Source organism: Klebsiella sp. BIGb0399 (assembly GCF_003752615.1).
Taxonomy (GTDB): domain Bacteria; phylum Pseudomonadota; class Gammaproteobacteria; order Enterobacterales; family Enterobacteriaceae; genus Klebsiella; species Klebsiella lignicola.
On the sequence record NZ_RKHT01000005.1, the window covers coordinates 323,666 to 347,619 of the forward strand.

The following is a 23,954-nucleotide window of genomic DNA, read 5'->3' on the forward strand; positions in this document are numbered from 1 at the left end:
CTCACAGCGTCAGGGCATGTGGTGGCTGAAAACCGCCGTTGTCACCGCAACCGACCACGCTTTGATCAAAATCGATCACCGCGCCTGTCATCATTCCCGACTCCTCTGAAAGGAGAAATGCTACGCCACGCGCGACCTCGTCAGGCTTCAGCAATCGGCCAAAAGGCTGGGCCTGCTCAGCTCTGGCAAGCCAGTTTTCTTCAGCATCATGATATTGCCGCTGGATGTCGTGTTCATGCGGCGTGTCCATCCAGCCAATGTTGAGGCCGTTTACTCGTATCCGGTTGCGCATAACGCTGAAGGCCACATTTTTTGTCAGCGTAACCAGGGCGCCTTTAGATGCCGCGTAGGCGGTCAGGAAGCTCTGGCCGCCGTGGGAAGTCATGGTAATGATATTAACAATGCTGCCTTCTACGCCCCTGGCAATCATCAGTTTGATCGCCGCCTGCATCAGAAAAAAGGGCGCGCGAGTGTTGACCGCCATGATGGCGTCAAATAATTCCGGAGAGGTATCAAGGATGGTGCCACGGTCGGACATGCCTGCACAGTTCACCAGTCCGTGCAGCGTGCCAAACGCCGATTCTGCGGCTCCTACCACTTTTGTGCAGGCTTCTGGCGAGCTGATATCCGCTTCGACAAATATCACTTCGCATCCGGCATGGCTAAGGGTTTCCGCCTGTTCGCGCCCGGCTTTCGCGTTACGACCGCAAATTACGATGCCCCGCGCCCCGCGCTCTACCAGCAGGCGGGCAACCGCTGCGCCGAGCCCCTGGGTTCCGCCGGTAACGACGAACACTTTGTTGTTAAAACCACCGCTTTTACTCATGTCCATTTGCTGTCCTTTCTTATTGAGGAGAGATCGGGTTTGTCCGCTTGCTTACCCTGACCTTAGCAGTTACATTCAGTTAACAATATGGATACATAACCTCAAAAAGACCTCAATTTATGACCAGGTCATTTTCCATCAAACAAATCGCAGCCCAGTCTGGCGTCAGTAAAGCCACGGTTGACAGAGCGCTGCACCAGCGCGGCAGCGTGAGTCCCCGCACAGCCCGACGCATTGCGCAGGCAATCAGCGATCTGGAATTACAACAGCGCACCAGCCTTGCAAGCGGCCGCACGTTGCCGATCGACCTGGTGATGCACACGCCGGAACGCTTCAGTTCACTGACCGTCGCGGCGCTGCTCAGTCAAATTAAAATCTTTTCACCGTTTCGCCTGACGCTACGCTGCCACATTTTTGAAGAGATCACCCCTGAGGAGTTGCAGCGTGAGCTGCGTCGCTGCGGCAATGACAGCTACGGCGTGTTGCTTAAAGCCAGCGATCATCCGTTGCTTGAAATCACGATTGCGGAACTGGCGGAACTTAACGTTCCGGTGGTCACGCTGGTCACTGACCTGCCGCACAGCAGACGTATCCGTTACGTGGGAATGGATAATGCGGGGGCGGGGAGAACAGCTGCATGGCTGCTGTCGCGATGGCTTTTGAAAGAAGCGCAAACGGTCGCAGTCGTGCTCAGCAGTAAGGATTTTCGCGGCGAAGAACAGCGCATGGCAGGCTTCATCCAGGCGCTAAGCGAGCGGGCACCGTATCTGAAGACCATCGCCGTCAGTGAAGGATATGGTATCGATACGCTGACTTTTACGCAGATGCGCAAAGCGCTGGAACAGGACCATTCAATCCAGTCTGTTTACAGCGTGGGCGGGGGAAACTGCGCTATTTTGCGGGCTTTTGCAGCGATGCAACGAGAGATAAAAGTCTTTATTGGCCACGATCTGGATGAGGAGAACCGCAGTCTGCTGGCTGCTGAAGAAATGGATGCGGTGATTGATCATGACCTGTGTGAAGACGCACGCTCAGCATTTAGCGCGATCCTGCGTTTCCATGGCTTTTTGCCGGAAGCAGAGAATGAAATAGCGTCATCGCGTATCATTGTTGTCACACCTTATAATATTTAAATTAACTGGTTGTTTATAAAGGAATTCGACGCCCCGTGATTTTTTATAAGCGGGGCGTTTTTATCTTCAGAACCTATTAAATCCAGCCTTGTTTACTACGACGGATATAAGGTAATACGGATAATAAAGCCAGAACCGCTAACACCAGTCCAATCCATAAAGCTGAACGTAAACCGAATCCAGATGAAATTGCCATTCCACCTAAATAAGAACCGCCACCTAATCCAATATTGATAACGGAAGTATGAACGGCATTGACCATTGGCCCTGGATGCGCCACGCTGACAATTCTTGCCATCATTGCCGGATTCATTGGCACGCCTGACAAACCGATGAGTATGACAGCCAGAATAGCAATTGCCTGATATTGAACAAATAGCGCCATGCCGAGCAAAGAAATACTCAATATGGTTAAGCCGACAACCATAACAGCTAAACTATGGCGATATGCAAGACGTCCCGTTATCATATTCCCAATGATGTTGGCTAGCCCATAAAGCATCAGAATGAAGGGGACCGTCTGCATTGTAAATTCACTGACATCAGTCAGTACGGGAACAAAATAACTGAATGCCGCAAAACTTGCGCCTAAAATTAAACAACTGGTTGCACAGGCTTTCCAATAGGCTTTATTTTTAAATGCCTTAATCTCTTCAGCCATCTTGATAGCACCGCTGCCGTTCATATGTGGCAATAAGCGTACTAATGCTAACAGGCATATGAAAACCAGGACCGCGACCAACCCAAAACTCATTTTCCAGCCCCAGTGCTGGTCAATTATTGTCGCGATAGGTACACCAAAGACATTGGATACCATAAAACCTGCTATCACTATTGATGCGGCACGAGGGCGATTTTCTACAGTTACAAGAGCCATACTTGTCGCGAGAGAAAGACTTAAACACCCGGCACACAAAATACCGGTCACGATTCGAATAGCAACTAACACATTGTAATCAGAAACAAAGACGCTTAATCCTTGTACGATAACATATAACCCTAACAGCCATAATAACGTTGAACGATAGGGGGCTTTAAACTTAAGAAAGGCGTAGGTTAAAACCGGGCCTCCTAGCATTACACCGAATGCATAATATGAAATCAAATGCCCGACTTCGCCGACTGTAACACCAAATGCTTCAGATAGCGTGGTCATCATACCCGCCACCATTAACTCTGCTGTACCTAATGAAAAAATGGCTAACCCTAAAATATATACGACTAATGGCATGGTTTTTTATTTTCTCCTTGTATTGGAATGATCGTTACAAAAATGGGTGCAAGTAAACAATGACCTATTGCACTTAAATTTATAAATTGATTAACAGACCAGCGACGACATCTTCGAGGATTTTTCTATCTGAAATGTTTTTATTCAGTACACGTAAACCGTAATAGCCTGCCATAAAGCCTCTCGCCATTTCGACGGCTGATGCTTTATTGTTTAGTTCGCCGCTTCGTTGACCTTCGATGAATACCGTCACCAGCGTTTGTTCTAAATGCTGACGATATTCATTATTCAGGCTTGCAACGGCTTCATCTTTACTGCCCATCTCCAGGGCTGAAAATAAGACCATCGCATCGTGCTGCTCTGGCTGAGAAAGATCTTCGGCAATACCCCAGAGCAGAAGGGTATGCAATCGCTCTTTTACCAGACCTGGTTGTGTGAGAATGGTTAACTGTGCTGACATAGTTTGTTCGTGGCTGCGCAACAAAGCTTGCTCGTACAGGGCTTGCTTGCTTCCAAAGGCATTGTATAGGCTTCCCCGCCCTAATCCCGTACCATTGCATAAATCTTGCGCAGAGGTGCCTGCATAACCATTGGCGCTGAAAACAGCGACGGCAGCATCAATGACATCCTGATCTTCGAACTTTCGTGGACGACCTGGAAAGGTTGGTTTTTCAGCACTCATAGGGATGTGGGACTTGAAATGAGTTGAGGCGGCATAGTATTGATTATGGAACGATCAGTCAAATAATTTTCATAAAAAAATCAGCGGTGATGCGCCGACAGATTTTCTTATGAGAAGCAGACATTTGCGATTTGTGGGCTAGCGTTTTGACCAAACCTGCGTGGCATTATTTCAATAATTTTGACATAAGCTCAAAAAACCCAGGCAGGTCACGGCTAAAAGAGAAGGACGCGTTTATGGCTTTGCGGGCGATTAAACCATCGATAAAGGCAAAAAGGATAATCGTGGTTTCCTCCAGGCTAATGTCCCGGCGAAACTCTCCCGCAGCAATACCGTCTGCGATAATCCCTGCAATACTTTGCCGCATGATGGTATCACTGGAAATATACGTTTTTTGCAATTCAGGGTTCCGCGCAGACTCCGCGATGATTTCAACCCACAGTTGATGCGTGACTGGGTATCCTACATCGCTGATGCACGAAGTCACCTGCTCGCAAAGGCGGTCGAAATAAGTGCCGTCAGATGGCGCATTATGGGCTGTTAACGCCGAACTCTGCTCTTCAAGAACGATAGCCTTGATGAGGTCATCCTTGCTTTTGAAATACGTGTACATCGCTCCCTGACTGATGCCAGCCCGGGTAGAAATTTCACGCACGCTGGTCGCACTAAAGCCTTTTTCAGCAAAGCAGGCAGCAGCAGCGGTAATCAGCTTATGGTAGGTTTCGGTTTTCTTTAACATGTCGTCTATGATGTTTAATCCTGTGCCCGGACTTTAACGCTGTTTTCTTCCTGGAGCCAGAGTTGAACTCTGTCGTCTGGCTCCCGGCATCAGATGTTACTTCATCAGCGGTAGCGCACTGAGCATATTCTTGAGGTTCAGCATATCCCACGGCAGATGTTCAGCAATCGTCAGGCCGACTGGTGCGGCTTTTGAAGTAGCCTGAGCTATCAGGTTGAGTACATCTTCAATAGTCAGTTTGCCTTCTGCCACATCACCAAAGTCGTGCTCTCCTCTGCCAGGCCTGGCGAAAAGAACAGAACGGAAAAGTGACGGATCGAGAACGTCCAGATCCAGGTGTATCGCCAGATACTCAATACCTTCCCTCTCAATCCATTCCATGACGTCTTTCCCGTCTTTTTTGACTTGTTCAGGGCCGATAGCCGCAATGTGATGACGAGCAAGATATTCAGCTTCATAAGCCAATGGATCGTGAATACCTGCAATCATTATTTTTGAGGGATTGAGCCTGGTGGTGACGTGAGCAACTAAATCTTTATCACCCGTTCCAATGAGTGCGCCAAGAACATGGGCATGGGCGTTTGGATATTGTTGAGCCGTCTGCACGTCAGGGTGAGAGTCGATCCAGAGCACACCCAGTTTATCACCGTATTTATTGAGCAGATGTGAAAACGGAGCCAGCGACACCAGGCAATCGCCACCAAACACGACAATGGAATCGGGATCATGTTTCTCAATCAGAGAAGCTGCATCGTTGAGCTGCCTGATAATTTGAGGTTTAGCGGTAATGCCATCCACTTCGGCCTGCGGCGCCGTTGTGGGCTCATCGACCGCAACAGACTCAACAGGGCCATCCGATTCGGGGGAAAGATACGAGAGGAGAAGCGACCCAAGGTGATAGGGGGGATTATTACCACCTTGCCATTGAGGAAATAAAAGTCTGAGCGTTTTGCTGGTCATAGTTTGCCTTTGCATGTTTTGACAACGGACTGATTTGAGTAAATCATAATCCGATAATGAATGAACGTTCATTCATTTTTGTATAATCAGTGTTCTTTGGCAAGCTGCACGGCACGTTAAGTTAATGGCAAGGAGCAAAGTCATTTTTCAGGCCAGTTTCAGGCTATGTCCGCTTCCTGGCACGGAGCAGACATGACTGGCCTTGCAGATTGACGGCTGACTGACGCGAGCGTTTAGTGGCTCACCAGCAGGGTGGAAAGACGCGCCTGCACATCGGCACACCCGGCCAGCACCAGATTGCCGTTTACCAGGCCATTATCGGCAAGAAAGGCATTGCTGGTACCGCCCGCTTCAACAATGATCAACATTCCCGCCAGCGCGTCCCAGCTGTTCATGTGCTCCTCGTAATAGGCATGCACCTGCCCGGTAGCAACGTGGGCGAGCATCAGCGCCCCGGCACCAAAGCGGCGATACTCCATGCCGGCATTGAGCACGTGGGCAAGGGTGCGGGTATAGTTTTCCACCGGCGCGCGGCTGGAGCGGCCCATACCGATAACTACCGTTTCTGGATCCGGCTCGCGGAGCGTCAGACGCTGGTCGTTAAGAAACGCCCCTTCACCACGGCGGGCGAAGAAAAATTCATGACGATCCGGGGCGTAGATAATTCCCAGCTCCGTTGTGTTCTCGCGAACGTAAGCCAGTGAGATGCACCAGTAATCCATCCCCTGAATATAATTGGTCGTCCCGTCGATAGGATCCAGCACCCAGGTACCGTGTTCACCGGTCTGCAGCCCGCTCTCTTCCCCGAGAAAGCCATCCTTTGGACAGTGGGCGTTCAGCCAGTGTTTGATCTCTTGTTCCACATACAGATCGGCGTGTGAAACAAAATCCTGACGCGCTTTTTTATCCACCTGTAATCCGGCATTACGCAATGCCTGTGCTTCTGCGCCCAACTGGCGAATCAATGCGCATAGTGACTGGTGTTGTTGTTCGGTCATAGCCTGCTCTTATTGAGGTAATGGCGACGTGCGCCGGGAAATGAGTTGCACATCCACCCAGGTGGTTCGCGAGGGTTGCAACGGATCGTCGGCGCGTTCCAGCAGGCGGGTTAATGCCTGACGGGAAATCTCCTCGACGTCCTGGTGCAGGGTGGTGAGCTGGTAACTGTATTGCGCCGTTTGCGGCGTATTGTCAAAACCGATGAGCTGAAAATCGCCCGGACTGTGTCTGCCGCGCTGGCGCATCCCGTCAAGAAAACCGCAGGCGAGCTGCGCATTGGCACAGAAGATGCCCTCAAGAGTCTCATCCGCCCCGACGGCGGCCTGAAACCCACCGTCGTAGCCTTCGATGGGGGCGATAATCGATTGCAGATTGCGGGCGGTGTCGACACCTAAGGTCTGTAGCGCCTGATAAAAAGCATCGCCGCGCATGCGACCGGCCCAGGTGGAGTGCGCGGTATTGAGCCAGCCGAAACGACGACAGCCGTTGCGCACCAGCTGCCCGGCGGCGAGGGTTGCGCCGTAGACGTTGTCCGAGCAGACGTAATCCACGAAGGGGATATCCGGCTGGCGGTTGATACCCACCACCGGGATCTGCTGCGATACGCACTCGTTCACCAGTGATTCCGGGGGCTGACCCGAGGTCACGATCGCCCCGGACACCCGAAACTGGGCAAAACGACGCAGCGTGTGGGCCAGATCCTTTTCGCTGTGAATTTCACTCACCAGCGCCTGAAAACCACACCGCTGGATCTCGCTCAGCAGGGCATCCAGCAGGCTACTGCGAAACGGGTCGCTGATGCGCGAGACAATCACGCCGACCAGATGACTGCGGCGACGGTTTAACCCTTGCGCGAGAAAGTTAACCTGATAACCAAGCTCCGTTGCCGCGCGCAGGACTCGCTCCCGGGTGGCGGGAGAGATACTGCCGTTGTTGCTTAGTGCTCGTGAGACCACCGCCCGTGAGACGCCCGCCCGGTAGGCGACATCCTGCGCGGTAACGCTCTGTTTACGGGAGACGGAACTCATGCCGGGCGTTCCTCGCTGGAAATCACGGGGGTGTTAAGCGTGCATTGCAGACCGTCATAGCTGACGAACAACCCGTTGCCGGGCTGGCAAGCGCGCTTGAGGTCATGCACTATCGCGTCGTTACAATGATAGAGCCCCAGTGCCGGGAGATTCAGGCGCTGAAACAGCGCCAGGCAGGAGGGAAAATCACCGTGGGATGCATCATCGCTGAGTGCCGTCAGTGACGCACATTCCTGGAAAGCGAGACCGGCCCCCTCCATCAGTGCCACAGATTCTGGCGTTGGGCGACCGTCGCCGCTGTAAAACAACGTCTGCTCACCCTGGGTGATACGAATGGCGCGGTTGGCGAGTTCATGCCGGGTTTCGGCGGTCTGGATATGCCAGTCGTGCCACGTCCATGCGTCGGTGGTGTCGCGCCAGTCGAGATCAAAACACAGCGTGGTCTGCGGCCAGTTGGCGAGCGTGGCCAGCTGCATCAGCACGGGGCGCTGCTGCGGCTGACTGTAAATAATCAACGCTTTCTGGCGCGAGAAGCTGTGCCAGTGATTCAGCAGCGCCGTCAGCCCGGTACAGTGGTCCGGGTGGACGTGGGTAAAATAGACGACGTCGATATCATTGACGTCGCCATCACGCTGCCACAATGCCCGTGGAATCGTGGGGCCGCAGTCAATTAACCATTGTCGGTTCTTCTCATCGATTATCCGCAGCGCAGAGGTATTTTGTTCGCGGGAGAAGGCGCTACCGCACCCAAGCACATCTATTTTCATGTTCTCACCAAAAATGTTTGATGCTTAATTAAATTGTCACAAATACCCGACAAAGTAGGCTCACATAATGTCGAGTCAACATTGCATTTTTTTTACATTCAAATGAACACGTGTTCATTGCAGTAAAAAAAGTCAACACAGCGATTTTTGGGTAATAAAAATGAGTTATTTACGGATAGCCGGGCTTAAAATTAGCTATGGCGAAAAGGTGGTGTTGCATAATATCGATCTGCATGTCGAGAAAGGCGAGATGATTGCCCTTTTGGGGCCATCCGGCTGCGGAAAAACCACGCTTCTCAATGCGCTTTGCGGGTTTATTGCGGTAAAACACGGAGAGATTACCGTTGCCGGCCGTGATATTACCCATAGTGCGCCGGAGCAGCGCAATATCACCATGGTATTTCAAAGCTACGCCCTGTGGCCGCATCTGACGGTCGCGCGCAATATTGGCTATGGGTTGAAACTGCGCAAATGGCGTCGTGACGATATTGACCGCCGCGTTGCGGAACTGCTCAGCATCGTTAATCTGACCGGTCTGGCAGATGTGAAGGTCACCGAGCTTTCCGGCGGGCAGCGGCAACGTGTTGCGCTGGCGCGGGCGCTGGCCATTGAGCCGGACGTGCTGGTGCTGGATGAACCCCTGTCGAACCTTGATGCCAAAGTGCGTCTCAACGTGCGCCATGAAATTAAATCCCTGCAAAAGCGCCTCGGGTTTACCTCATTAATTGTGACCCACGATCAGCAGGAAGCGCTGGTTATGGCCGACCGTATTGCGGTGTTAAATAATGGCCACATAGAGCAAATAGGGACGCCGGAAGATATTTACCAGCGACCGGCAACGCCATTCGTTGCTGATTTCATGGGCGCGGACAATAAAATCAACGTTAATGACTTCTTCGCCAAAGAGAATATTTCCCCGAGTGCGCAAGGGGAATCTTATGCCGATGATTTCCGTGACTGCACCCTTTATTTTCGTAGCGCCGATGCAGCACTTTGTGCATTAACCGACCGCGCGCCGGAGGCGGGGATAACCCTTAATGGCGTGGTCGAGCAAAGTGCTTTTCTCGGTAATTTATACCGCCATAGCGTGCGCTGTCGTGAGCGCGTATTGCTGGCGGATTCAACCCAGTGCTGGCCGGCGCAGTCATCCGTGCGGCTGCACGTTCCGGCTGCTGCTTTACATATTTTTCCATCGTCTCAAGCAAGTTGACTTCATCGTGTTCATTTTGGGGATAGACCATGTTTACTAAAACGAAAGCTGCGGTAGTGACGGCATTGTTTCTAAGCTACGGCGTGCAGGCCGATACCATTCTGAACGTTGCCACAGCAGGCGATCAGAATATGGTGGATTACGTAAAAACCTGGCTGGGGCCGAAGTTTGAAGCGGCGCATCCAGGCGTGAAAGTGCAGGTGGTGGGCACGGGGCCAGGAGATGCTGGCTCGAATAAAATCATCGAGAAACTGAGCGCGCAAAAAGAGAGTGGAGCGAAGACCTGGGATATAGATGTGGCAGTCGTTCATCAGAAAGCCGGTGGTGAACTCGTGGAAAAGGGGCTGCTGGAGAAATATCGCCAGCAGATTAGCACCGGCAGCATGGTGAGCGCGGATAACGCGAAAAATGCCCTCGGCGTGAATGTCGATGGCTACGTGATGCCGATGTTCTTAAGCCAGACCGCCATCGCCTGGAACAGCGAAGCCATCAAAACGCCTCCGACGTCTTATGACGAGCTGGTGAGCTGGGCGCAGAAAAACCCGCAGGCTTTCGGCTATAACGGCATCAAAAACGGCATGTCCGGAGTGAGTTTTGTGGTGGGCTGGATGTACGCCTACGGTACGGACGCCGGACGTCTGTCTGCGCTGCCTTACGACAAAGGCGTGGAGAAAAACTGGAGCCAGGCGTACGAGAAGCTGAAGGCCTTCAATAAGAACGTGACCTTTACCCCAGGCAATGCCGGTACGCTCGATATGCTCAGCCGCGGGGAGATCACCATGGGGCCGGTGTGGGTGGATATGTTCTACAGCTGGAAAGACCAGGGCAAGCTGCCGCCGTCAATCAAACTGGCGCTGCTGTCGCCGGGTATGCCTGGGCAACCGATGTACTACGTAACCCCGGCGAAGGCGGCAAACCCGCAGCTGGCGCGTGAGTTTATCGAGCTGGCAACCAGCCCGGAGGTGCAGGCGCAGGGGATCGTAAAACAGTTTAACTGGTATCCAGGTATCGATGCGGAGCACGTGAAGCCGAAGCTGGATCCGGCAACCTGGCAGAAGCTGTTCGCGGAAATATCCCCGCAAGCGCTGGCGGATCACGGCAAAAGCTTCCCGATCGCCCCTTACTTTGACGACATAAAAGAAGGCTACGAAAGCCAGGTCGCCAATTAATTATCGCTCATGCTCAGGTTCAGCATGACGCCGTCCTGAGCGTTTCTTTTTCTGATGTCAGGTTTGCTATGCGCCGTTCGTTGAAATATCTGTTACTGGTAGTCCCCGCCGCGCTGATGATCGGCGTGCTCTTTTTGTACCCGCTTGGGTTCTCACTGATTGCCGCGTTTACCAACGATGCGGGGCAACTGACCCTGGCCCATTTCACTAAGGTTTATACCCTCTATTCCAGCGACATCGCCTTTACGGTGGTGATTGTGCTGATCTCCGTGGTGCTGCTGGCCGTCATTTCCATCACGCTCTCGGCGGTCATCACGTTGTCACCCTGTCGGCCAATTGTGCGCATGCTGGGGTTCTTGTATCGCCTGCCGCTGTTTATCCCGTTTATTGTGGCAGCACAGATGATGCGCACCTTTCTGGCCAAAAACGGCCTGATGAACAATGCGCTGGTGGCCACCGATCTGTTTACGCCGATGGAGACGATTTCCTGGCTGGGCTGGAAAGGGATCATCATTACCTTTGTCTGGAAACAGCTGGCGTTCGCCACGCTGCTTATCTGCGGCGCAATGGCGGCGCTGGAGCAGTCGCAAATCCTGGCCGCACGAAATCTCGGGGCCTCGCGCCCGGGCATTCTGTTCGACATTATTCTGCCGCAGGTGCTGCCTGCTATCGGCGTGGCGCTGGTGCTCTCCACCGTGACCATGATGTCGGTGCTGTCCGTGCCGTTGATGATTGGCGTCGGCACGCCGACGATGATGACCGTGGACATGGCGTTTCGCGTCAACTCTTACGGCGACTACGCGGTGGCCAATGCGCTGGGCGTGGTGTCACTGCTGATTTGTGGCGCTCTGTCGTGGTTCTACCTGCGCCACAGCCTGCAACAGAAGGGGAGTGACTTATGAAAGAGGTGAGTATGACTTTGCCGAAAACGTGGCTGGCGAAAGGGCGTCGAAAACTGAGCGCCAGTCTGCCGCTCCAGACGCTGCTGTTGATTTTGATGCTGCTGGCGATGTTTGGCCCGCTGCTGAACTTGCTTATCTGGACGGTAGCAGAGAGCTGGTTTTTCCCCCATGCGTTGCCGAGCCAATGGGGGTTGAAATACTGGTATCAGGTGTTCAGCCCCTACAGTGATGTATCCGGCTCGATGCTGACCAGCGTGCTCATTGCAGTATTGTCGGTAGTGGTGTGCCTGGTGATTTCAGTGCCGGCAGGTTATGCGCTTTCACGGCGGGGGATGCCGCTGCGGGTGCTGTTCATGCTGCTGTTTTTGATTCCGCAGGCGTTTCCGAATCTGACGGTGTACATGAATATCGCCCGGCTTTTCTACCAGTGGGGGCTAAACGGTACGATTGCCGGCGTGGTGCTGGTGCACAGCATGCACGGCCTGATGTACTCAGTATGGATCTGCGTGGCGGCCTTTTCCGCCGTAGACCCGCTGCTGGCGAGGGCATCGCGTAACCTCGGCGCCGGGCCGATTTACACCTTCTGGCATATTGTGCTGCCGCAGGCCTCGCCGGGCATTATTGCCGCCAGTATTTTTGTCTTCCTCGAATCGCTGGATGAATTTACCGGTACGTTTTTCGTTGGCGCACCGGACATCAGCACGCTACCGCTGCTGCTGTACAACGCCAGTATGTCGGGGAATTATCAGGTGTCGTCCATTACGGCCCTGATTCTGCTGGTGCCGTCGCTGGTGTTTATGCTGGTCATCCATAAGTTTATGCGCCCGGACATGCTGTCGAAGCTGGGTAAAGGGTGAGGGGGGCGTATCGCGCTTCTGAAGCCAGCTATGACGAATCTTCCCCTCGGTTGCGATGCGCCTCAAACCAGGCGTATTGCAGGTTGTTGCAGGGAATCACCGTGCTTATACTTCGCCACTCCTGCTGATGGCTGCATTGCTACATAGCAATAATTGATTTATGCGAGCAATGCCTGCATTTAGCACCCGGCGGCCAGGCTAAATGGGCTGAAGGTCCGCTATGGGTGAGAGCTGACATTCGGCTCTCTGCCGTTTGTCATGACAGAGAGCACGCCAGAAATGAAGGGGTAGTTCTAGTTCGCTTTACTGTTTTGTCGGGATGTGACAAGCGTCATCGCTGCCGCCCCCAGGAGTAAGAAACCGCTCAAGCCAAAAGCACTACGCCATCCCAGAGTGTCGAACACTAACCCTCCTGCCGTTGAACCCAGTGCAATCGAGAGCTGGATCACCGCAACCATTAGGCCACCACCTGCCTCTGCATCTTCGGGTAACGCCCGCGCAATCCATGTCCACCATCCCGTTGGCGCAGCCGTTGCCAGTAGTCCCCACAGGCTCAGCAACACGGCAACAGCCCAGATGCTGTGTCCAACCAGCAGTAACGCGCCGGCAATCGCTGCCATAAGCAGGGGTATCATGATTAAGGTCTGATAAAACCTTGCGTTCAGGAATATTGATACGGCCAGTGTGCCGACAAAACCCGCCACGCCTATTGCGAGCAAAATCAGAGAGAGACCAGAAGGACCTACGCGGGTCACGGTTTCAAGAAAGGGGCGCACGTAGGTAAATAAGGCAAACTGCCCTATGAAGAAGAGCCCGCAGGCCAGAAGTCCCGTAGGGACAAGGGTGATGCGGAACAGACGATGCACAGATCTCTGGGATTTTTGTTTTTTATCGCTTTCCATCGATGGCAGGCTGATCCACTGCCAGATGAACGCGGCTATAGCCAGGGGAACGAGGCATAAAAAAGCCCCGCGCCAGCCCACTGTCGTCCCCAGATAGCTGCCAAGCGGTGCCGCGACAACGGTAGCCAGCGCATTCCCACCGTTAAAAATCGCCAGCGCGCGGGGAACCTGACGCTGCGGAACGAGCCGAATGGCGGTTGCAGCCGACATGGACCAGAATCCACCAATGGCCACCCCAATCAGGGCTCTCCCCAGCATATAAACCGGATAGCTGGGTGCCAGGGCGATGACTATCCCCGATATGGCCATTAAAACCGTCAGCCCCTGCAGGAGATATTTTCGGTTCAGATCTCCGGCAACATGAGAGATAGTCAGGCTGGTCATGACCGCCAGTGCGCCAGAGATTGCAATCCCCTGGCCAGCCAGCCCTTCGGTAATGTGTAAATCACTGGCAATAAGCGTAAGCAGGCTGACCGGCATAAACTCGGAAGCGATCAGCACAAACACGCAAAGCGTCATGGCAAACACGCCTCCCCACTGCGCATGGTTTTTTTCGTAAGGTGGTTTTAGTCTTAATGTGGACATTATCAGATCCCTTAATATCAAATCGGCCAGATTCAGGCGCAGTCCGGACAGACGTCATTCAGGGAATCACGTCAAAACATGGGTGAAAATGATGCGCAGGCTATTTACAGCCGCCTGCATATATCAGGCGGCTTGGGACGATTATCTTAGGTTGGTTTTGAAAAACTGCTCAAATTTAGTAAACGGAATCTTACCCGCAACGTTGTCATACAGATCAACATGATTTGCCCCCGGAACAATTACCAGCTCTTTCTCGTTGCTGCCGATCGCCTTAAAGGCATCTTCAGCAAAATAGCGTGAATGGGCTTTTTCACCGGTCACGATAAGCGTAGGGATAGTCACTTCATTGGCGTAACTCAGCAGCGGCATATTCATAAATGACAGCGGCATCGTCGCATTCCAGGCCCCGGTTGAGTTGACCGAGCGCGCATGGAAACCACGCGGCATGCGATAATAATCAAAGAATTCTTTCAGAACCGGATTGGGATTGGCGGGTAATGTTTCTGGTAGAATACGTTTCGACGTACTGACGTTCCCCTTTTCATCAACATAAATGTCATGCCCGCCGGGCGCGAAAGCTCCGTTCTTCGCATCTTCCCAGCGCTGTGCATTCAGATACTGTAATACGGCGCGACGATCCGCAGTGGTATAACGGTCTTTACCATCACCCACGCCATGCCCCATCGCACGGCTCATGTCATACATCACGCTGGTCGCCACCGCTTTCACGCGGGTATCCATCGCGGCGTCGTTTAAGGCCATCCCGCCCCAGCCGCAGATACCCAGTAACCCGATACGATTTCGATCGACCTCTTTTTGCAGGCCCAGGAAATCAACAGCCGCGCTGAAATCCTCGGTGTTGATATCCGGAGAGGCAACGTTACGCGGATAGCCACCGCTTTCCCCCGTATATGAAGGGTCAAAAGCCAGGGTAACAAACCCCTGCTCAGCCAACGTCTGCGCATACAGACCGCTGGACTGCTCTTTCACCGCGCCGAAAGGCCCGCTGACGGCAATGGCCGCCAGTTTGCGCTCGCCGCGATCCTTTGGAATGTAGAGATCACCGACCAGGGTGATCCCGAAGCGGTTCTGAAAGGTCACTTTACGATGATTCACTTTCGTACTTTCAGCGAAGGTTTTATCCCATTTCTCGACCAGAGAAACTGGCGCGTTCGGATTGGTTGTATCGGCATAGCTCATCGTTGTGACTCCACTTAATGATGCGCAGAGCAGCATGGCTGGTATCGCGGTTGTCAGTTTTTTGGTGAAGGCAGTCATCAAAATCCCCTCATAAAGCGTGATAGGTACAGGTTTCATACGGACAACACTGCTGTGCTTTGTTGCAATGCGGGCATTATAGTGAGCAGAAATAGTGCTTATTAGAGGGGTAAAATTGCTAGAATTAATACCATATTGTTATAAATGGTGATGCGATAGCGAGGGAAACGTGATGGCGAAACGGGAAAACTATAATGATTTATACCTGTTCATGCAGGTGGTGCGGGAAGGGAGTTTTACCGCTGCGGCGCAACGACTCGGCCTGGCACAATCAGGTATAAGCCGTTCTGTACGCGAACTTGAAGAAAGACTGCGCGTTCAGCTTCTGGCACGTACCACACGCAGGCTATCGCTCACCCATGCTGGCGAACAACTCTACCGGACCATTGAGTCAGGATTCGACGCTTTAGATATGGGGCTCGCCACGCTGGCCCATTATCGCCAGTCCCCGTCAGGTACGGTACGGATTAATGCCAGTCAGCACGCTATTGATAAACTGCTCCTGCCAAAGCTTGCGGTGTTTAAGCAACGCTACCCAGACATCCGGCTGGAACTCATCAGCGAAAGCCGGTTTGTCGATATTATTGCCGAAAGATTCGATGCCGGTGTACGTCTCGGGCCGGAAGTTGGCGGTGGCATGATAGCGGTCCGTATATCCCCCGACATGGAGATGGCCATTGTCGGTACGCCAGAACACTTTCGCCGCTATGGCTTTCCGCAAGTCCCGACAGATTTAGCGGTTCATCCGTGCATCGCTTATCAATTTGGCGATGGGAGCCTCTATACATGGGAACTGCAACAGGATGGTAAAAAAATAACGCATCAGCCGCAGGGACAATGGGCTTTCGCTGACAGCTATATGGAAGCCAAAGCCGCCAGACTGGGACTGGGGCTGGCTTATGTTCCGGAAGAACTGGTGTCCGATGATTTAGAGCAGGGCTCGCTCATCAGAGTTTTACAACGCTACAGTCAACGCCTGGAAGGCTCATTTCTCTATTATCCGCACCGCAATGTGTCTCCCGGTCTGCGAGCGGTTATCGATACACTGAGAATTTATGAATGAAGACCAGGCTGTATCCGTGCCAGGGTAGCTGGTGTGCTCCTGGCACAGGGGCTGACGGAAGTGACGACTCTGAAGGTCTGCTGTGAGCTGTGAGTTCAACGGGTCGTTGCAACGCTATCCTTAATCAAGGGGGACGTCATGTTTTACCAGACAGCCTTAAATCAGGTGTCGCCATTTACTCATCAACATGAACTCGCTCGCAGAGCAAACCCCTTACGGGCGCTTAGCCATGCGAGAAACGCTAATCCGAGTGCGATAAACGACAGGATTGCCCCCGCCCAGTTTGGCGAAACCAGACCAAAACCGGCAGCAATAGTGGCTCCGCCAGCCCATGCGCCTAAGGCATTTCCCAGATTAAACATGCCGATATTCACGGAAGCGGCCATCGTAGGGGCTCCGGCCTGGCTGGCGCGATCCATGACCAGTTTCTGAATGGGTGAGACGGTAGCAAAACCGAATGCGGCCATCAGGAATACCGACGTGCCGGCAATGAACGGGTTTTCAACGCCAGTCCAGAAGACGAGCAGGACAATCCCTTGTGCAGCCAGCGTGACGAACAGGGTGCCAAACAGCGAGCGGTCTGCGAAGCGTCCGCCAATCCAGTTGCCGACTGCCAGTCCCAGGCCAAAAAGAACCATTAACCATGCAATGCCCGCATCTGAGAAACCTGCCAGCCTGGTCATCATCGGCGCGATGTAGGTGATTGAGGTAAAAAATGCCGCCGGACCAAAGACCGTAATGCCCATAACCAATAGAACCTGAGGGTCAACAAAAGCACGGAGTTCCGTCCGTAACGCTATGGATTTTCCCTTTTCGATAGGTGGCACAAGCAGGGCGATAGCGGCGATCGTAAGCAGACCTATACCGGCAATCACCCAGAAGACAAGCCGCCAGTTGAAGGCCTGAGCGAGCCAGGTTCCAGCGGGTACGCCAACCAGATTGGCCAGCGTCAGCCCGGAAAACATAAAGGCAATAGCGCTGGCCTGGCGACCTGGTGCAACCAGCGAGGCCGCGATAATGGATCCAATACCGAAGAAGGCGCCGTGATTAAAGGAGGTGATGATACGGCCTGTAACGGCAACAGCCAGTGATGGTGCTGTCGCGGTAACGAGATTACCGAGGGTAAAAATTATCGCCAGCGTTATCAGCATGGTCTTGCGAGGTATTCGCGCGCCCAACACCGTCATAAGCGGCGCGCCGACAAAAACACCCAGCGCATAGGACGTGGCCATGGTACCGGCTGATGGGATACTGACGGCGAAATCATCGGCTAGCTGGGGGAGAATTCCGGCGATAACGAATTCGGTCAGACCGATACCGAATGCGCCGACGGCGAGTGCTAAAAGTGCGATGGGCATGGAAACTCCAGTTGCTGTTCTTGCTGAATTTTATTAGGTGAAATAAATTATATTCATACTTTTATTCAGTCAGGAAAGGCTTGTGAGCGCATTTGATAAAGAAAAAGATGGTATTAGGCAGGCAAGACATAAACCTGCTGAACTCGACGCAATTGACCGAAAAATATTAGGTGCGCTGGCAGAGGATGCCGGTCGCAGTTACTCCGAACTGAGTGAGATTGTGAACCTATCGGCGCCGGCGGTGCACGATCGTGTAAAGCGGCTAAAACGTGATGGCGTCATAAAAAGGACGGTGGCGATACTCGACGGCTGCCGGCTTGGCAGAACATTGCTGACGTTTCTTGTGGTGGATACCAGCAGCTATCAGGCGACGCGCGCGCTGCTGCAATTTACCAACCGACGGGAAGTTGAAGAACTACATACCGTAGCAGGTGACGGATGCGTACTGATTAAGGTTCGTGCCGCAGATACCGAATCGCTGGAAAATTTTCTGATGGAAATTCAAAGCGTGGATGGGGTGCGATCGGTGCGAAGTTATATTGCACTCTCTACCTTTTTAGAACGTGGGCCATCGCCGGACTGAATCACGGGGCGCGCATAATATTTCAGTTATACCGACGGAGGGGTCATTAAAGGCGAGCGTGCTGGTTCCATGGACAGCCATAACACAGTCACACAGGCCTGTTTTCCTGGCGTAGACCGCATGATATCAACACGTTAATCTGGGTGTAATTTAGGGCGGACGGAGAAGGTATATGGAAATTATTTTAATGCGTCATGGAAAACCCAGCTTCATTGGCAATTCGAAAGTGACCAGCCGTGAAATGACCGACTGGATTACACAATATAACCTCTCTGAGATTGGCCGTGATACGCCGCCAGAATCAAGCGTTGCATTGGCTTTCAACGCATTACGGGTCATCAGTAGCCCTCTGCCGAGAGCCATTTCATCACTCAATGCCTTGGGCTGGCATGTGGGTTTAAGCGATGACATATTCCGGGAAGCAGACCTGCCGGTCTACTTTATTCCTGGGGTGCGGTTATATCCTGCGCATTGGGCAATATTATTTCGCATAATGTGGCTCTGCGGCATGTCCCGCGAGGTCGAAAGCCTGGCGATGGCGAAAAAGCGTGCCGACCAGGCCGCCGATATACTGATAGGTATGGTGCATAAATATAACGGCCCGGTATTGCTCATGGGCCACGGTATAATGAACCGACTAATCGCGAGAGCCCTTATATCGAAAGGCTGGAAAGCGCATCGCCGTGCCGGAAACACTTACTGGAATGCCGGTGTTTATCACATTGAGTGAATGAATAGCGTGTTGCGTCCGCCCCAGGCATGGCGCGGACATTCACCCTCATGCCACTCTCACTGTACTATTAACGAACCTCAATCATCAGATCCAGATTCTGCACGGCGGCGCCGGAGGCCCCTTTGCCCAGGTTATCGAAGACTGCGGTCAGCAGTATTTGCCCGTTGTCGGGGTTTGAAAACACACCTAATTCCATGTCGTTGGTGCCATTCAATCGTTCAGGATTGAGGCGCTGCGCGTCGTCGGCGCTGAGGGATTCCAGCACCCTGACGTGGCGGCTCTCGCGGTAATGCTGCGTGAGGCAGGCATGTATCGTGGCGGCATCGGCGTTTTTTGCCAGCAGGTGCTGTTGTAACGGCACGCTCAGGATGATCCCCTGGCGATAGGCGCCGTAGGCGGGCAGGAAGAAGGGCGGGGCAGAGAGCCCGGCGTAACGCGCGATTTCCGGCACGTGTTTATGCTTCAGGCCCAGGCCATACACCTGAAACGTTGGCCCGGCAGTGTCCTCGCTTTCGTAACTATCCACCGCCGCCCGGCCACCGCCGGAATAGCCGGAAACCGCATGAATGCTGACCGGGTAATCGGCGGGCAGCAGTCCGGCGTTCACCAGCGGGAACAGCAGACCAATCGCACCGGTAGGATAACAGCCGGGATTGGTCACTCGCTTTGACGCTCTGATGCGATCCGCCTGGTCGGCGCTCAACTCCGGAAAACCATAGGCCCAGCCGGGGGTGACCCGGTGCGCTGAACTGGCATCGATCACCCGGACATGCGGGTTTGCAATCATCGCCACCGACTCGCGCGCCGCCTCATCCGGCAGACACAGGATCGCAATATCGCAGCCGTTCAACATCTCAGCCCGCAGGCGCTTGTCTTTACGCTGCGCAACCGGCAGCGTCATGAGGCTGATGTCTGACCGGTGGCGCAGACGATCGTGGATTTGCAAGCCTGTCGTACCCTGCTCGCCATCAATAAACAGGTGGGTCATCGTTCTCTCCTGGGATCGGATCGTCGGTGAAAACCATGATGTTGTGCCAGCTTTCAGAATTGGTAAAGTTGAATTACTCTAACGTCAAATTCAGTTTTTCTGAGGTACGTGTATGCGTGAGATTAACCTCGATCAGCTCCGCACCCTGATGACCATCGCCGAGACCGGCTCGTTCAACGAGGCCGCCCAACGCCTGCACCTGTCGCCGCCGACGGTTAGCCTGCATATCTCTGAACTGGAACAGCGGGTGGGGGCGAAACTGCTGTCCCGCGCCCGCGGGAATGTCAGGCCCACGGCGATTGGGGAAAATCTGGTCGCCCATGCGCGTCGCCTGCTGGCGGATGCCGCCTATGTGCTCGACGATATCTCACGCCAGGCCAGAGGGCTGACCGGGCGCGTCAGATTTGGTGCGTCGACCGGCGCGATCGCCAATCTGCTGCCGCGGGCGATTGAAAAACTGGCGCAGTCGCACCCCGGTATCGATGTCCACATCGCGGTGCTCACGTCGCAGCAGACCCTTGAGCAGTTGAAATCCGGGGCGCTTGATATCGGTATTGTGGCGCTGCCGCAACCGCGCTGCGCCGGTCTGAATATTGAGACCTGGCGCCGGGACCCGGTTGTCGCTTTCCTGCCGCAAAACTGGCCGACGCCGGAGGTGGTGACGCCGGAGTGGTTGAGCGAAAAACCCCTGATTTTGAACGGTTCGGGCACCCATTTATCGCAGCTGACCGGGAACTGGTTTGCCGACTCGGGCCATCGGCCAACGCCGCGGATTACCCTCGACTACAACGATGCGATCAAAAGCCTGGTGGGGGCAGGGTATGGCGCGACCTTGTTACCGCTGGAATCGGGGACGCCCGCCTCAGCGGATAGCCGTATCGTCACTCGCGCCTTAAAACCGGCGCTATGGCGAGAATTAGGCCTGGCTTATCGGCAGAACGACAACGAACAATCAACGCAGCACTTGCTCAGGGTACTGCGTGAACTGACTCAGGACTGACGAGATCTAGACATAAAGTTCCTGCCGCGCAGCGGCGTGGACGCACTCGCTCAGCTGTTCTAATAATGTGAGTTTCAGGCTCCAGCGATGCCAGTAAAGGCGAGTATCAACGCAATGATCCGCGGCGACGTCGACGAGGCGGCCCTGTTCACACAGCGGCGCCGAGAGATGTTCGGGGAGCATTCCCCAGCCCAGTCCGCGTGAAACGGCGAGAAGATAGGCGGAGGTCGAAGGGATAAATTGCGCAGGCGGCGTAATATCCGAGGAGAACAAGCTCTGAATAAATTTGTTCTGCAGGTCATCCTTATGATTAAACATAATCACCGGCGCATTTCTTAATGCGGCTTCGCTGACGCCGTCGCGAAAATAGGCCTGATAATACTCGGGCGAGGCGTAGGCTTTATATTTCATGGTGCCGAGATACTCCACTTTGCATCCCTGAAGCAGAGCGTCATCGGCGCTCACCGCAGCCATCACTTCACCGCTCTGGAGCAATGTGGCGGAAAAGTCCTGATCTTCGATGCGGATATCCACCACGATGCCATATTCGCGAAAAGCGCAGGAGATGGCGGTTAAAAACCAGCCGTCAACGGAATCGGCGTTCACCGCCACCACGGCTTTGCCCTGATGTTTTTTCTCCTGAACGGAGAAAAAGTCATTTTCCAGAAACTCTATTTTTTCCGCATAGCGGTAAAGCTCTCTCCCCGATTGCGTTGGCCGACACGGGCTGCCTCTGACGATAAGCACCTGGCCTATCTCTTCCTCAAGCGCCCGAATTCTCTGGCTCACGGCGGAAGGGGTGATATGCAACTTTCTGGACGCCATCTCAAAACTGCCGCCGCGGATGATTTCCATAAACGTTTCTAAGAACGAGTAATTTAATTTCATATTAAGTAAAACTTACGCATCGTGATTTTAATTAATTTGCCTTACTTTGAAATATTCATCAACCTGTCTGCGGTGAATATCTGACAACACAGGACGGCATAATGACGACAACACTTACCTGTTTTCAGGGACGGGCGGGCGACCATAACGATCTGGCGATGCCGGGGGCACGTTCGCTGGCCGATTATCTTTCCCGCATCACGCATTTACCGCCGGTCGGGATTGCTGAACCGGAGCCGGCGCTGAACCGAGACTGGTCAACCGAACTCCAGGCGGCTTTACCGGCATTAAAAGAGATGCAAAACCATCTGGCGGCCATTTACGCCGCTGGTGGGCGTTCGCTCGCCGCGACCAGCCGCTGCGCGGTTTCGCTGGCGACTTTGCCGGTGGTGGCACAGCATCATCCCGAGGCCTGCGTGGTATGGTTTGATGCCCATGCCGACCTCAACACGCCGGCGTCCAGCGCGTCGGGATATCTGGGGGGATTAGCGTTATCAGGCCCGGCAGGCCTGTGGCAGTCCGGGCTCGGTGATGGTCTGGTGCTGGGGTCGATTATTCTGGTGGGGCAGCGCGATCTTGATCCCTTTGAAAAGCAGCTGATCGCCGAGCAGGCTATCACCTGTATTCCCTTCGCCGACGGTTACCTTGAGCGATTGCGCGAGGCCATTAACCAGCGTCCGGTTTATATGCATCTCGATTGCGACGTTCTCGAACCGGGTATTGTGCCGACCGACTATAACCATCCGGGCGGCATGGGGCTTAACGATCTGCAACAGGCCTGCGCGGTGCTGGCAGAGTCAGAGGTGATCGGCGTGGAAATTGCCGAGTTTCAGAATGCCTGGGATCGGCAGTCAGAACCGGTTTCGCCTGCTGAGCTCATCCGCGCGCTACGGCCAGCCATCGACAGGCTGCTGGGGTAATGTGAGAAGGCGTTAGCTTACCTGGTTCATCCAGCGATAAATTGCATCCAGTTGGTTAATCCTGGCGCGGAGCGTCTGTTCATCAGCGCTACTTAAGGTAAATGATGACCAGATGGTTAAATGAGGCGACACTTGCATGGTCCGCAGCTGGTGGTCGCCATCTTTTTTGATAACGGTGACCGCTTGCTGGCTGCGCTTTTGATAATGATGGGCTTTTTCCAGGCACTCCAGCGCTTCTTTTAATACGCCTTGCCATTGCCCGGCGGTTAATTCACTCAGCGTGAAGGATTTGCCGCCGATATATTTCTCTTTGATCTCAGGTCTCGAGGCAACCTGCCAGGCATCCCGGGCAAATGTCATCGACACTTCATTTGCCGGGTCCAGCTCCTGGATAACGTCTAACAACCGGGGCGTTGATAATTCTGACTGGATAAGCCGCGAGATTGGCCAGTTCTTGTACATTAGCCCTTCAAGATTCACCCCGATCCGGGCAATGTTGTCCTGTGGCCGCAACGAGATATTCCACTGGACGCCCTCATGGCCATCGCTCATGCCAAAAAACGGCTTATTCAACTGACCAAAAGGCCGGCCTTTTATTCCCAGGATAGTGCAAAAAGATTGCAGCAAAGCGCTGTATTCGGCGGCATCATGCCGGGTAGTGAAGGTGTGCTGCGGCCTTTTTGTCTTTTTGGTTTTCATCTCAGGATTCTGTATTGCAGAAGGGGCTACGTCGGCGAGAGTGATGGTTTTTATGTCTTGCTGCGACTCAAGGATCGACACGATGGCTTTACAGGCATCGTCAGCGCCGAGATTAAAAAACTCTCTTCGCTTCTGGCGTAATGGCGTGAGCTTGTGATGAATCAGGCGCTCAAATTTCTGGCAATCATTTACCGCGAACGAATAGGCCACGGACCAAATAAAATCGCCGGTGGAGCTTTTATTTATTTCCTGGCAGCGGGCAACGGGGTCTCGGGTGGTCATGCCAATTTTGCAGACCGGTAAGTCAATATCCGCAACCTCGAGGATATAAACGTAGCCACTGAGTGTATTCGTCATGGTATTCCGTGTTAATCGCGCGTTATATTCGCCTGGGTTTTTATTGCGCAATATAATACAGCGTATTTTTGGCAAGTAAAAAGCCTTCATGAGTGGT

At 53.5% G+C, this 23,954-nt stretch carries 24 protein-coding genes; 10 read left to right on the forward strand and 14 right to left on the reverse strand.

Features of this window, described 5'->3' with window-relative positions; all coding sequences use genetic code 11:
- Position 1 precedes the first annotated feature (1 nt).
- The gene (locus tag EDF82_RS01870) at positions 2–832 is read right to left on the reverse strand and encodes an SDR family oxidoreductase (RefSeq protein ID WP_123753927.1); all 831 of its coding nucleotides are present in this window, start codon (positions 830–832) and stop codon (positions 2–4) included.
- Positions 833–945: 113 nt separating this feature from the next.
- On the opposite strand from EDF82_RS01870, the gene EDF82_RS01875 reads away from it, so the two are divergent.
- Positions 946–1,959 carry a LacI family DNA-binding transcriptional regulator gene (locus EDF82_RS01875; protein ID WP_123753928.1) on the forward strand — a complete coding sequence of 338 codons (1,014 nt, stop codon included), beginning with the start codon at positions 946–948 and terminating at the stop codon, positions 1,957–1,959.
- Between the two features lie 76 nt (positions 1,960–2,035).
- Here EDF82_RS01875 and EDF82_RS01880 read toward each other — a convergent pair whose 3' ends face one another.
- From EDF82_RS01880 to EDF82_RS01910, 7 genes are all read right to left on the reverse strand, one after another.
- Positions 2,036–3,190 (reverse strand): MFS transporter, encoded by a 1,155-nt coding sequence (locus EDF82_RS01880; protein WP_123753929.1) that lies wholly within the window; start codon positions 3,188–3,190, stop codon positions 2,036–2,038.
- A gap of 79 nt (positions 3,191–3,269) precedes the next feature.
- Positions 3,270–3,872 carry a TetR/AcrR family transcriptional regulator gene (locus EDF82_RS01885; protein WP_123753930.1) on the reverse strand — a complete coding sequence of 201 codons (603 nt, stop codon included), beginning with the start codon at positions 3,870–3,872 and terminating at the stop codon, positions 3,270–3,272.
- Between the two features lie 166 nt (positions 3,873–4,038).
- Positions 4,039–4,611 carry a TetR/AcrR family transcriptional regulator gene (locus EDF82_RS01890; RefSeq protein ID WP_123753931.1) on the reverse strand — a complete coding sequence of 191 codons (573 nt, stop codon included), beginning with the start codon at positions 4,609–4,611 and terminating at the stop codon, positions 4,039–4,041.
- 96 nt (positions 4,612–4,707) lie between these two features.
- Entirely contained in the window at positions 4,708–5,571 is an 864-nt protein-coding gene (locus EDF82_RS01895) for an arginase family protein (RefSeq protein ID WP_123753932.1), read from the reverse strand.
- Between the two features lie 233 nt (positions 5,572–5,804).
- The gene (locus tag EDF82_RS01900; RefSeq protein ID WP_123753933.1) at positions 5,805–6,569 is read right to left on the reverse strand and encodes an inositol monophosphatase; all 765 of its coding nucleotides are present in this window, start codon (positions 6,567–6,569) and stop codon (positions 5,805–5,807) included.
- Positions 6,570–6,578: 9 nt separating this feature from the next.
- Positions 6,579–7,598, reverse strand: a complete 1,020-nt coding sequence (locus tag EDF82_RS01905) for a LacI family DNA-binding transcriptional regulator (protein ID WP_123753934.1) — start codon at positions 7,596–7,598, stop codon at positions 6,579–6,581.
- Positions 7,595–8,365 (reverse strand): MBL fold metallo-hydrolase, encoded by a 771-nt coding sequence (locus tag EDF82_RS01910; protein ID WP_123753935.1) that lies wholly within the window; start codon positions 8,363–8,365, stop codon positions 7,595–7,597. Before EDF82_RS01910 ends, EDF82_RS01905 begins: the two co-directional genes overlap by 4 nt.
- Positions 8,366–8,525: 160 nt before the next feature.
- Here EDF82_RS01910 and EDF82_RS01915 point away from each other — a divergent pair, with 160 nt between their 5' ends.
- The 4 genes from EDF82_RS01915 (at position 8,526) to EDF82_RS01930 (ending at position 12,503) form a co-directional block, all read left to right on the forward strand.
- Entirely contained in the window at positions 8,526–9,575 is a 1,050-nt protein-coding gene (locus tag EDF82_RS01915; protein ID WP_123753936.1) for an ABC transporter ATP-binding protein, read from the forward strand.
- Positions 9,576–9,604: 29 nt separating this feature from the next.
- The gene (locus tag EDF82_RS01920; protein ID WP_123753937.1) at positions 9,605–10,744 is read left to right on the forward strand and encodes an extracellular solute-binding protein; all 1,140 of its coding nucleotides are present in this window, start codon (positions 9,605–9,607) and stop codon (positions 10,742–10,744) included.
- 68 nt (positions 10,745–10,812) lie between these two features.
- Positions 10,813–11,646: an ABC transporter permease gene (locus tag EDF82_RS01925; protein ID WP_123753938.1), complete on the forward strand. Its 834-nt coding sequence runs from the start codon at positions 10,813–10,815 to the stop codon at positions 11,644–11,646.
- A complete protein-coding gene (locus EDF82_RS01930) occupies positions 11,643–12,503 on the forward strand; it encodes an ABC transporter permease (protein WP_199733652.1) in 861 nt (286 codons plus the stop codon). Before EDF82_RS01925 ends, EDF82_RS01930 begins: the two co-directional genes overlap by 4 nt.
- Before the next feature lie 293 nt (positions 12,504–12,796).
- Here EDF82_RS01930 and EDF82_RS01935 read toward each other — a convergent pair whose 3' ends face one another.
- Both EDF82_RS01935 and EDF82_RS01940 read right to left on the reverse strand, forming a co-directional pair.
- Positions 12,797–13,990 (reverse strand): MFS transporter, encoded by a 1,194-nt coding sequence (locus EDF82_RS01935; RefSeq protein WP_123753939.1) that lies wholly within the window; start codon positions 13,988–13,990, stop codon positions 12,797–12,799.
- A 141-nt stretch (positions 13,991–14,131) separates the two neighbouring features.
- Positions 14,132–15,268 carry an alpha/beta hydrolase gene (locus EDF82_RS01940; RefSeq protein WP_123753940.1) on the reverse strand — a complete coding sequence of 379 codons (1,137 nt, stop codon included), beginning with the start codon at positions 15,266–15,268 and terminating at the stop codon, positions 14,132–14,134.
- 172 nt (positions 15,269–15,440) lie between these two features.
- On the opposite strand from EDF82_RS01940, the gene EDF82_RS01945 reads away from it, so the two are divergent.
- Positions 15,441–16,331 (forward strand): LysR family transcriptional regulator, encoded by an 891-nt coding sequence (locus EDF82_RS01945; RefSeq protein WP_123753941.1) that lies wholly within the window; start codon positions 15,441–15,443, stop codon positions 16,329–16,331.
- Between the two features lie 182 nt (positions 16,332–16,513).
- On the opposite strand, the gene EDF82_RS01950 is transcribed toward EDF82_RS01945, so the two are convergent.
- On the reverse strand, positions 16,514–17,689 hold the full coding sequence (locus tag EDF82_RS01950; protein WP_123753942.1) for an MFS transporter: 1,176 nt from the start codon (positions 17,687–17,689) through the stop codon (positions 16,514–16,516).
- A gap of 82 nt (positions 17,690–17,771) precedes the next feature.
- Here EDF82_RS01950 and EDF82_RS01955 point away from each other — a divergent pair, with 82 nt between their 5' ends.
- Both EDF82_RS01955 and EDF82_RS01960 read left to right on the forward strand, forming a co-directional pair.
- Positions 17,772–18,272, forward strand: a complete 501-nt coding sequence (locus tag EDF82_RS01955; RefSeq protein WP_187042869.1) for an Lrp/AsnC family transcriptional regulator — start codon at positions 17,772–17,774, stop codon at positions 18,270–18,272.
- 172 nt (positions 18,273–18,444) lie between these two features.
- Positions 18,445–19,002: a histidine phosphatase family protein gene (locus EDF82_RS01960; protein WP_227540092.1), complete on the forward strand. Its 558-nt coding sequence runs from the start codon at positions 18,445–18,447 to the stop codon at positions 19,000–19,002.
- A gap of 70 nt (positions 19,003–19,072) precedes the next feature.
- Here EDF82_RS01960 and argC read toward each other — a convergent pair whose 3' ends face one another.
- Complete coding sequence (argC, locus tag EDF82_RS01965; protein ID WP_123753944.1) at positions 19,073–19,993, reverse strand: N-acetyl-gamma-glutamyl-phosphate reductase; 921 nt, start codon at positions 19,991–19,993, stop codon at positions 19,073–19,075.
- Between the two features lie 112 nt (positions 19,994–20,105).
- On the opposite strand from argC, the gene EDF82_RS01970 reads away from it, so the two are divergent.
- On the forward strand, positions 20,106–20,993 hold the full coding sequence (locus tag EDF82_RS01970; RefSeq protein WP_123753945.1) for a LysR family transcriptional regulator: 888 nt from the start codon (positions 20,106–20,108) through the stop codon (positions 20,991–20,993).
- A gap of 6 nt (positions 20,994–20,999) precedes the next feature.
- Here the strand turns inward: EDF82_RS01970 and EDF82_RS01975 are convergent, their stop codons facing one another.
- Entirely contained in the window at positions 21,000–21,881 is an 882-nt protein-coding gene (locus tag EDF82_RS01975; RefSeq protein ID WP_123753946.1) for a LysR family transcriptional regulator ArgP, read from the reverse strand.
- A 101-nt stretch (positions 21,882–21,982) separates the two neighbouring features.
- On the opposite strand from EDF82_RS01975, the gene EDF82_RS01980 reads away from it, so the two are divergent.
- Positions 21,983–22,801: an arginase family protein gene (locus EDF82_RS01980; protein WP_123753947.1), complete on the forward strand. Its 819-nt coding sequence runs from the start codon at positions 21,983–21,985 to the stop codon at positions 22,799–22,801.
- 12 nt (positions 22,802–22,813) lie between these two features.
- On the opposite strand, the gene EDF82_RS01985 is transcribed toward EDF82_RS01980, so the two are convergent.
- Complete coding sequence (locus EDF82_RS01985; protein ID WP_227540093.1) at positions 22,814–23,932, reverse strand: GIY-YIG nuclease family protein; 1,119 nt, start codon at positions 23,930–23,932, stop codon at positions 22,814–22,816.
- Between the last annotated feature and the right edge of the window lie 22 nt (positions 23,933–23,954).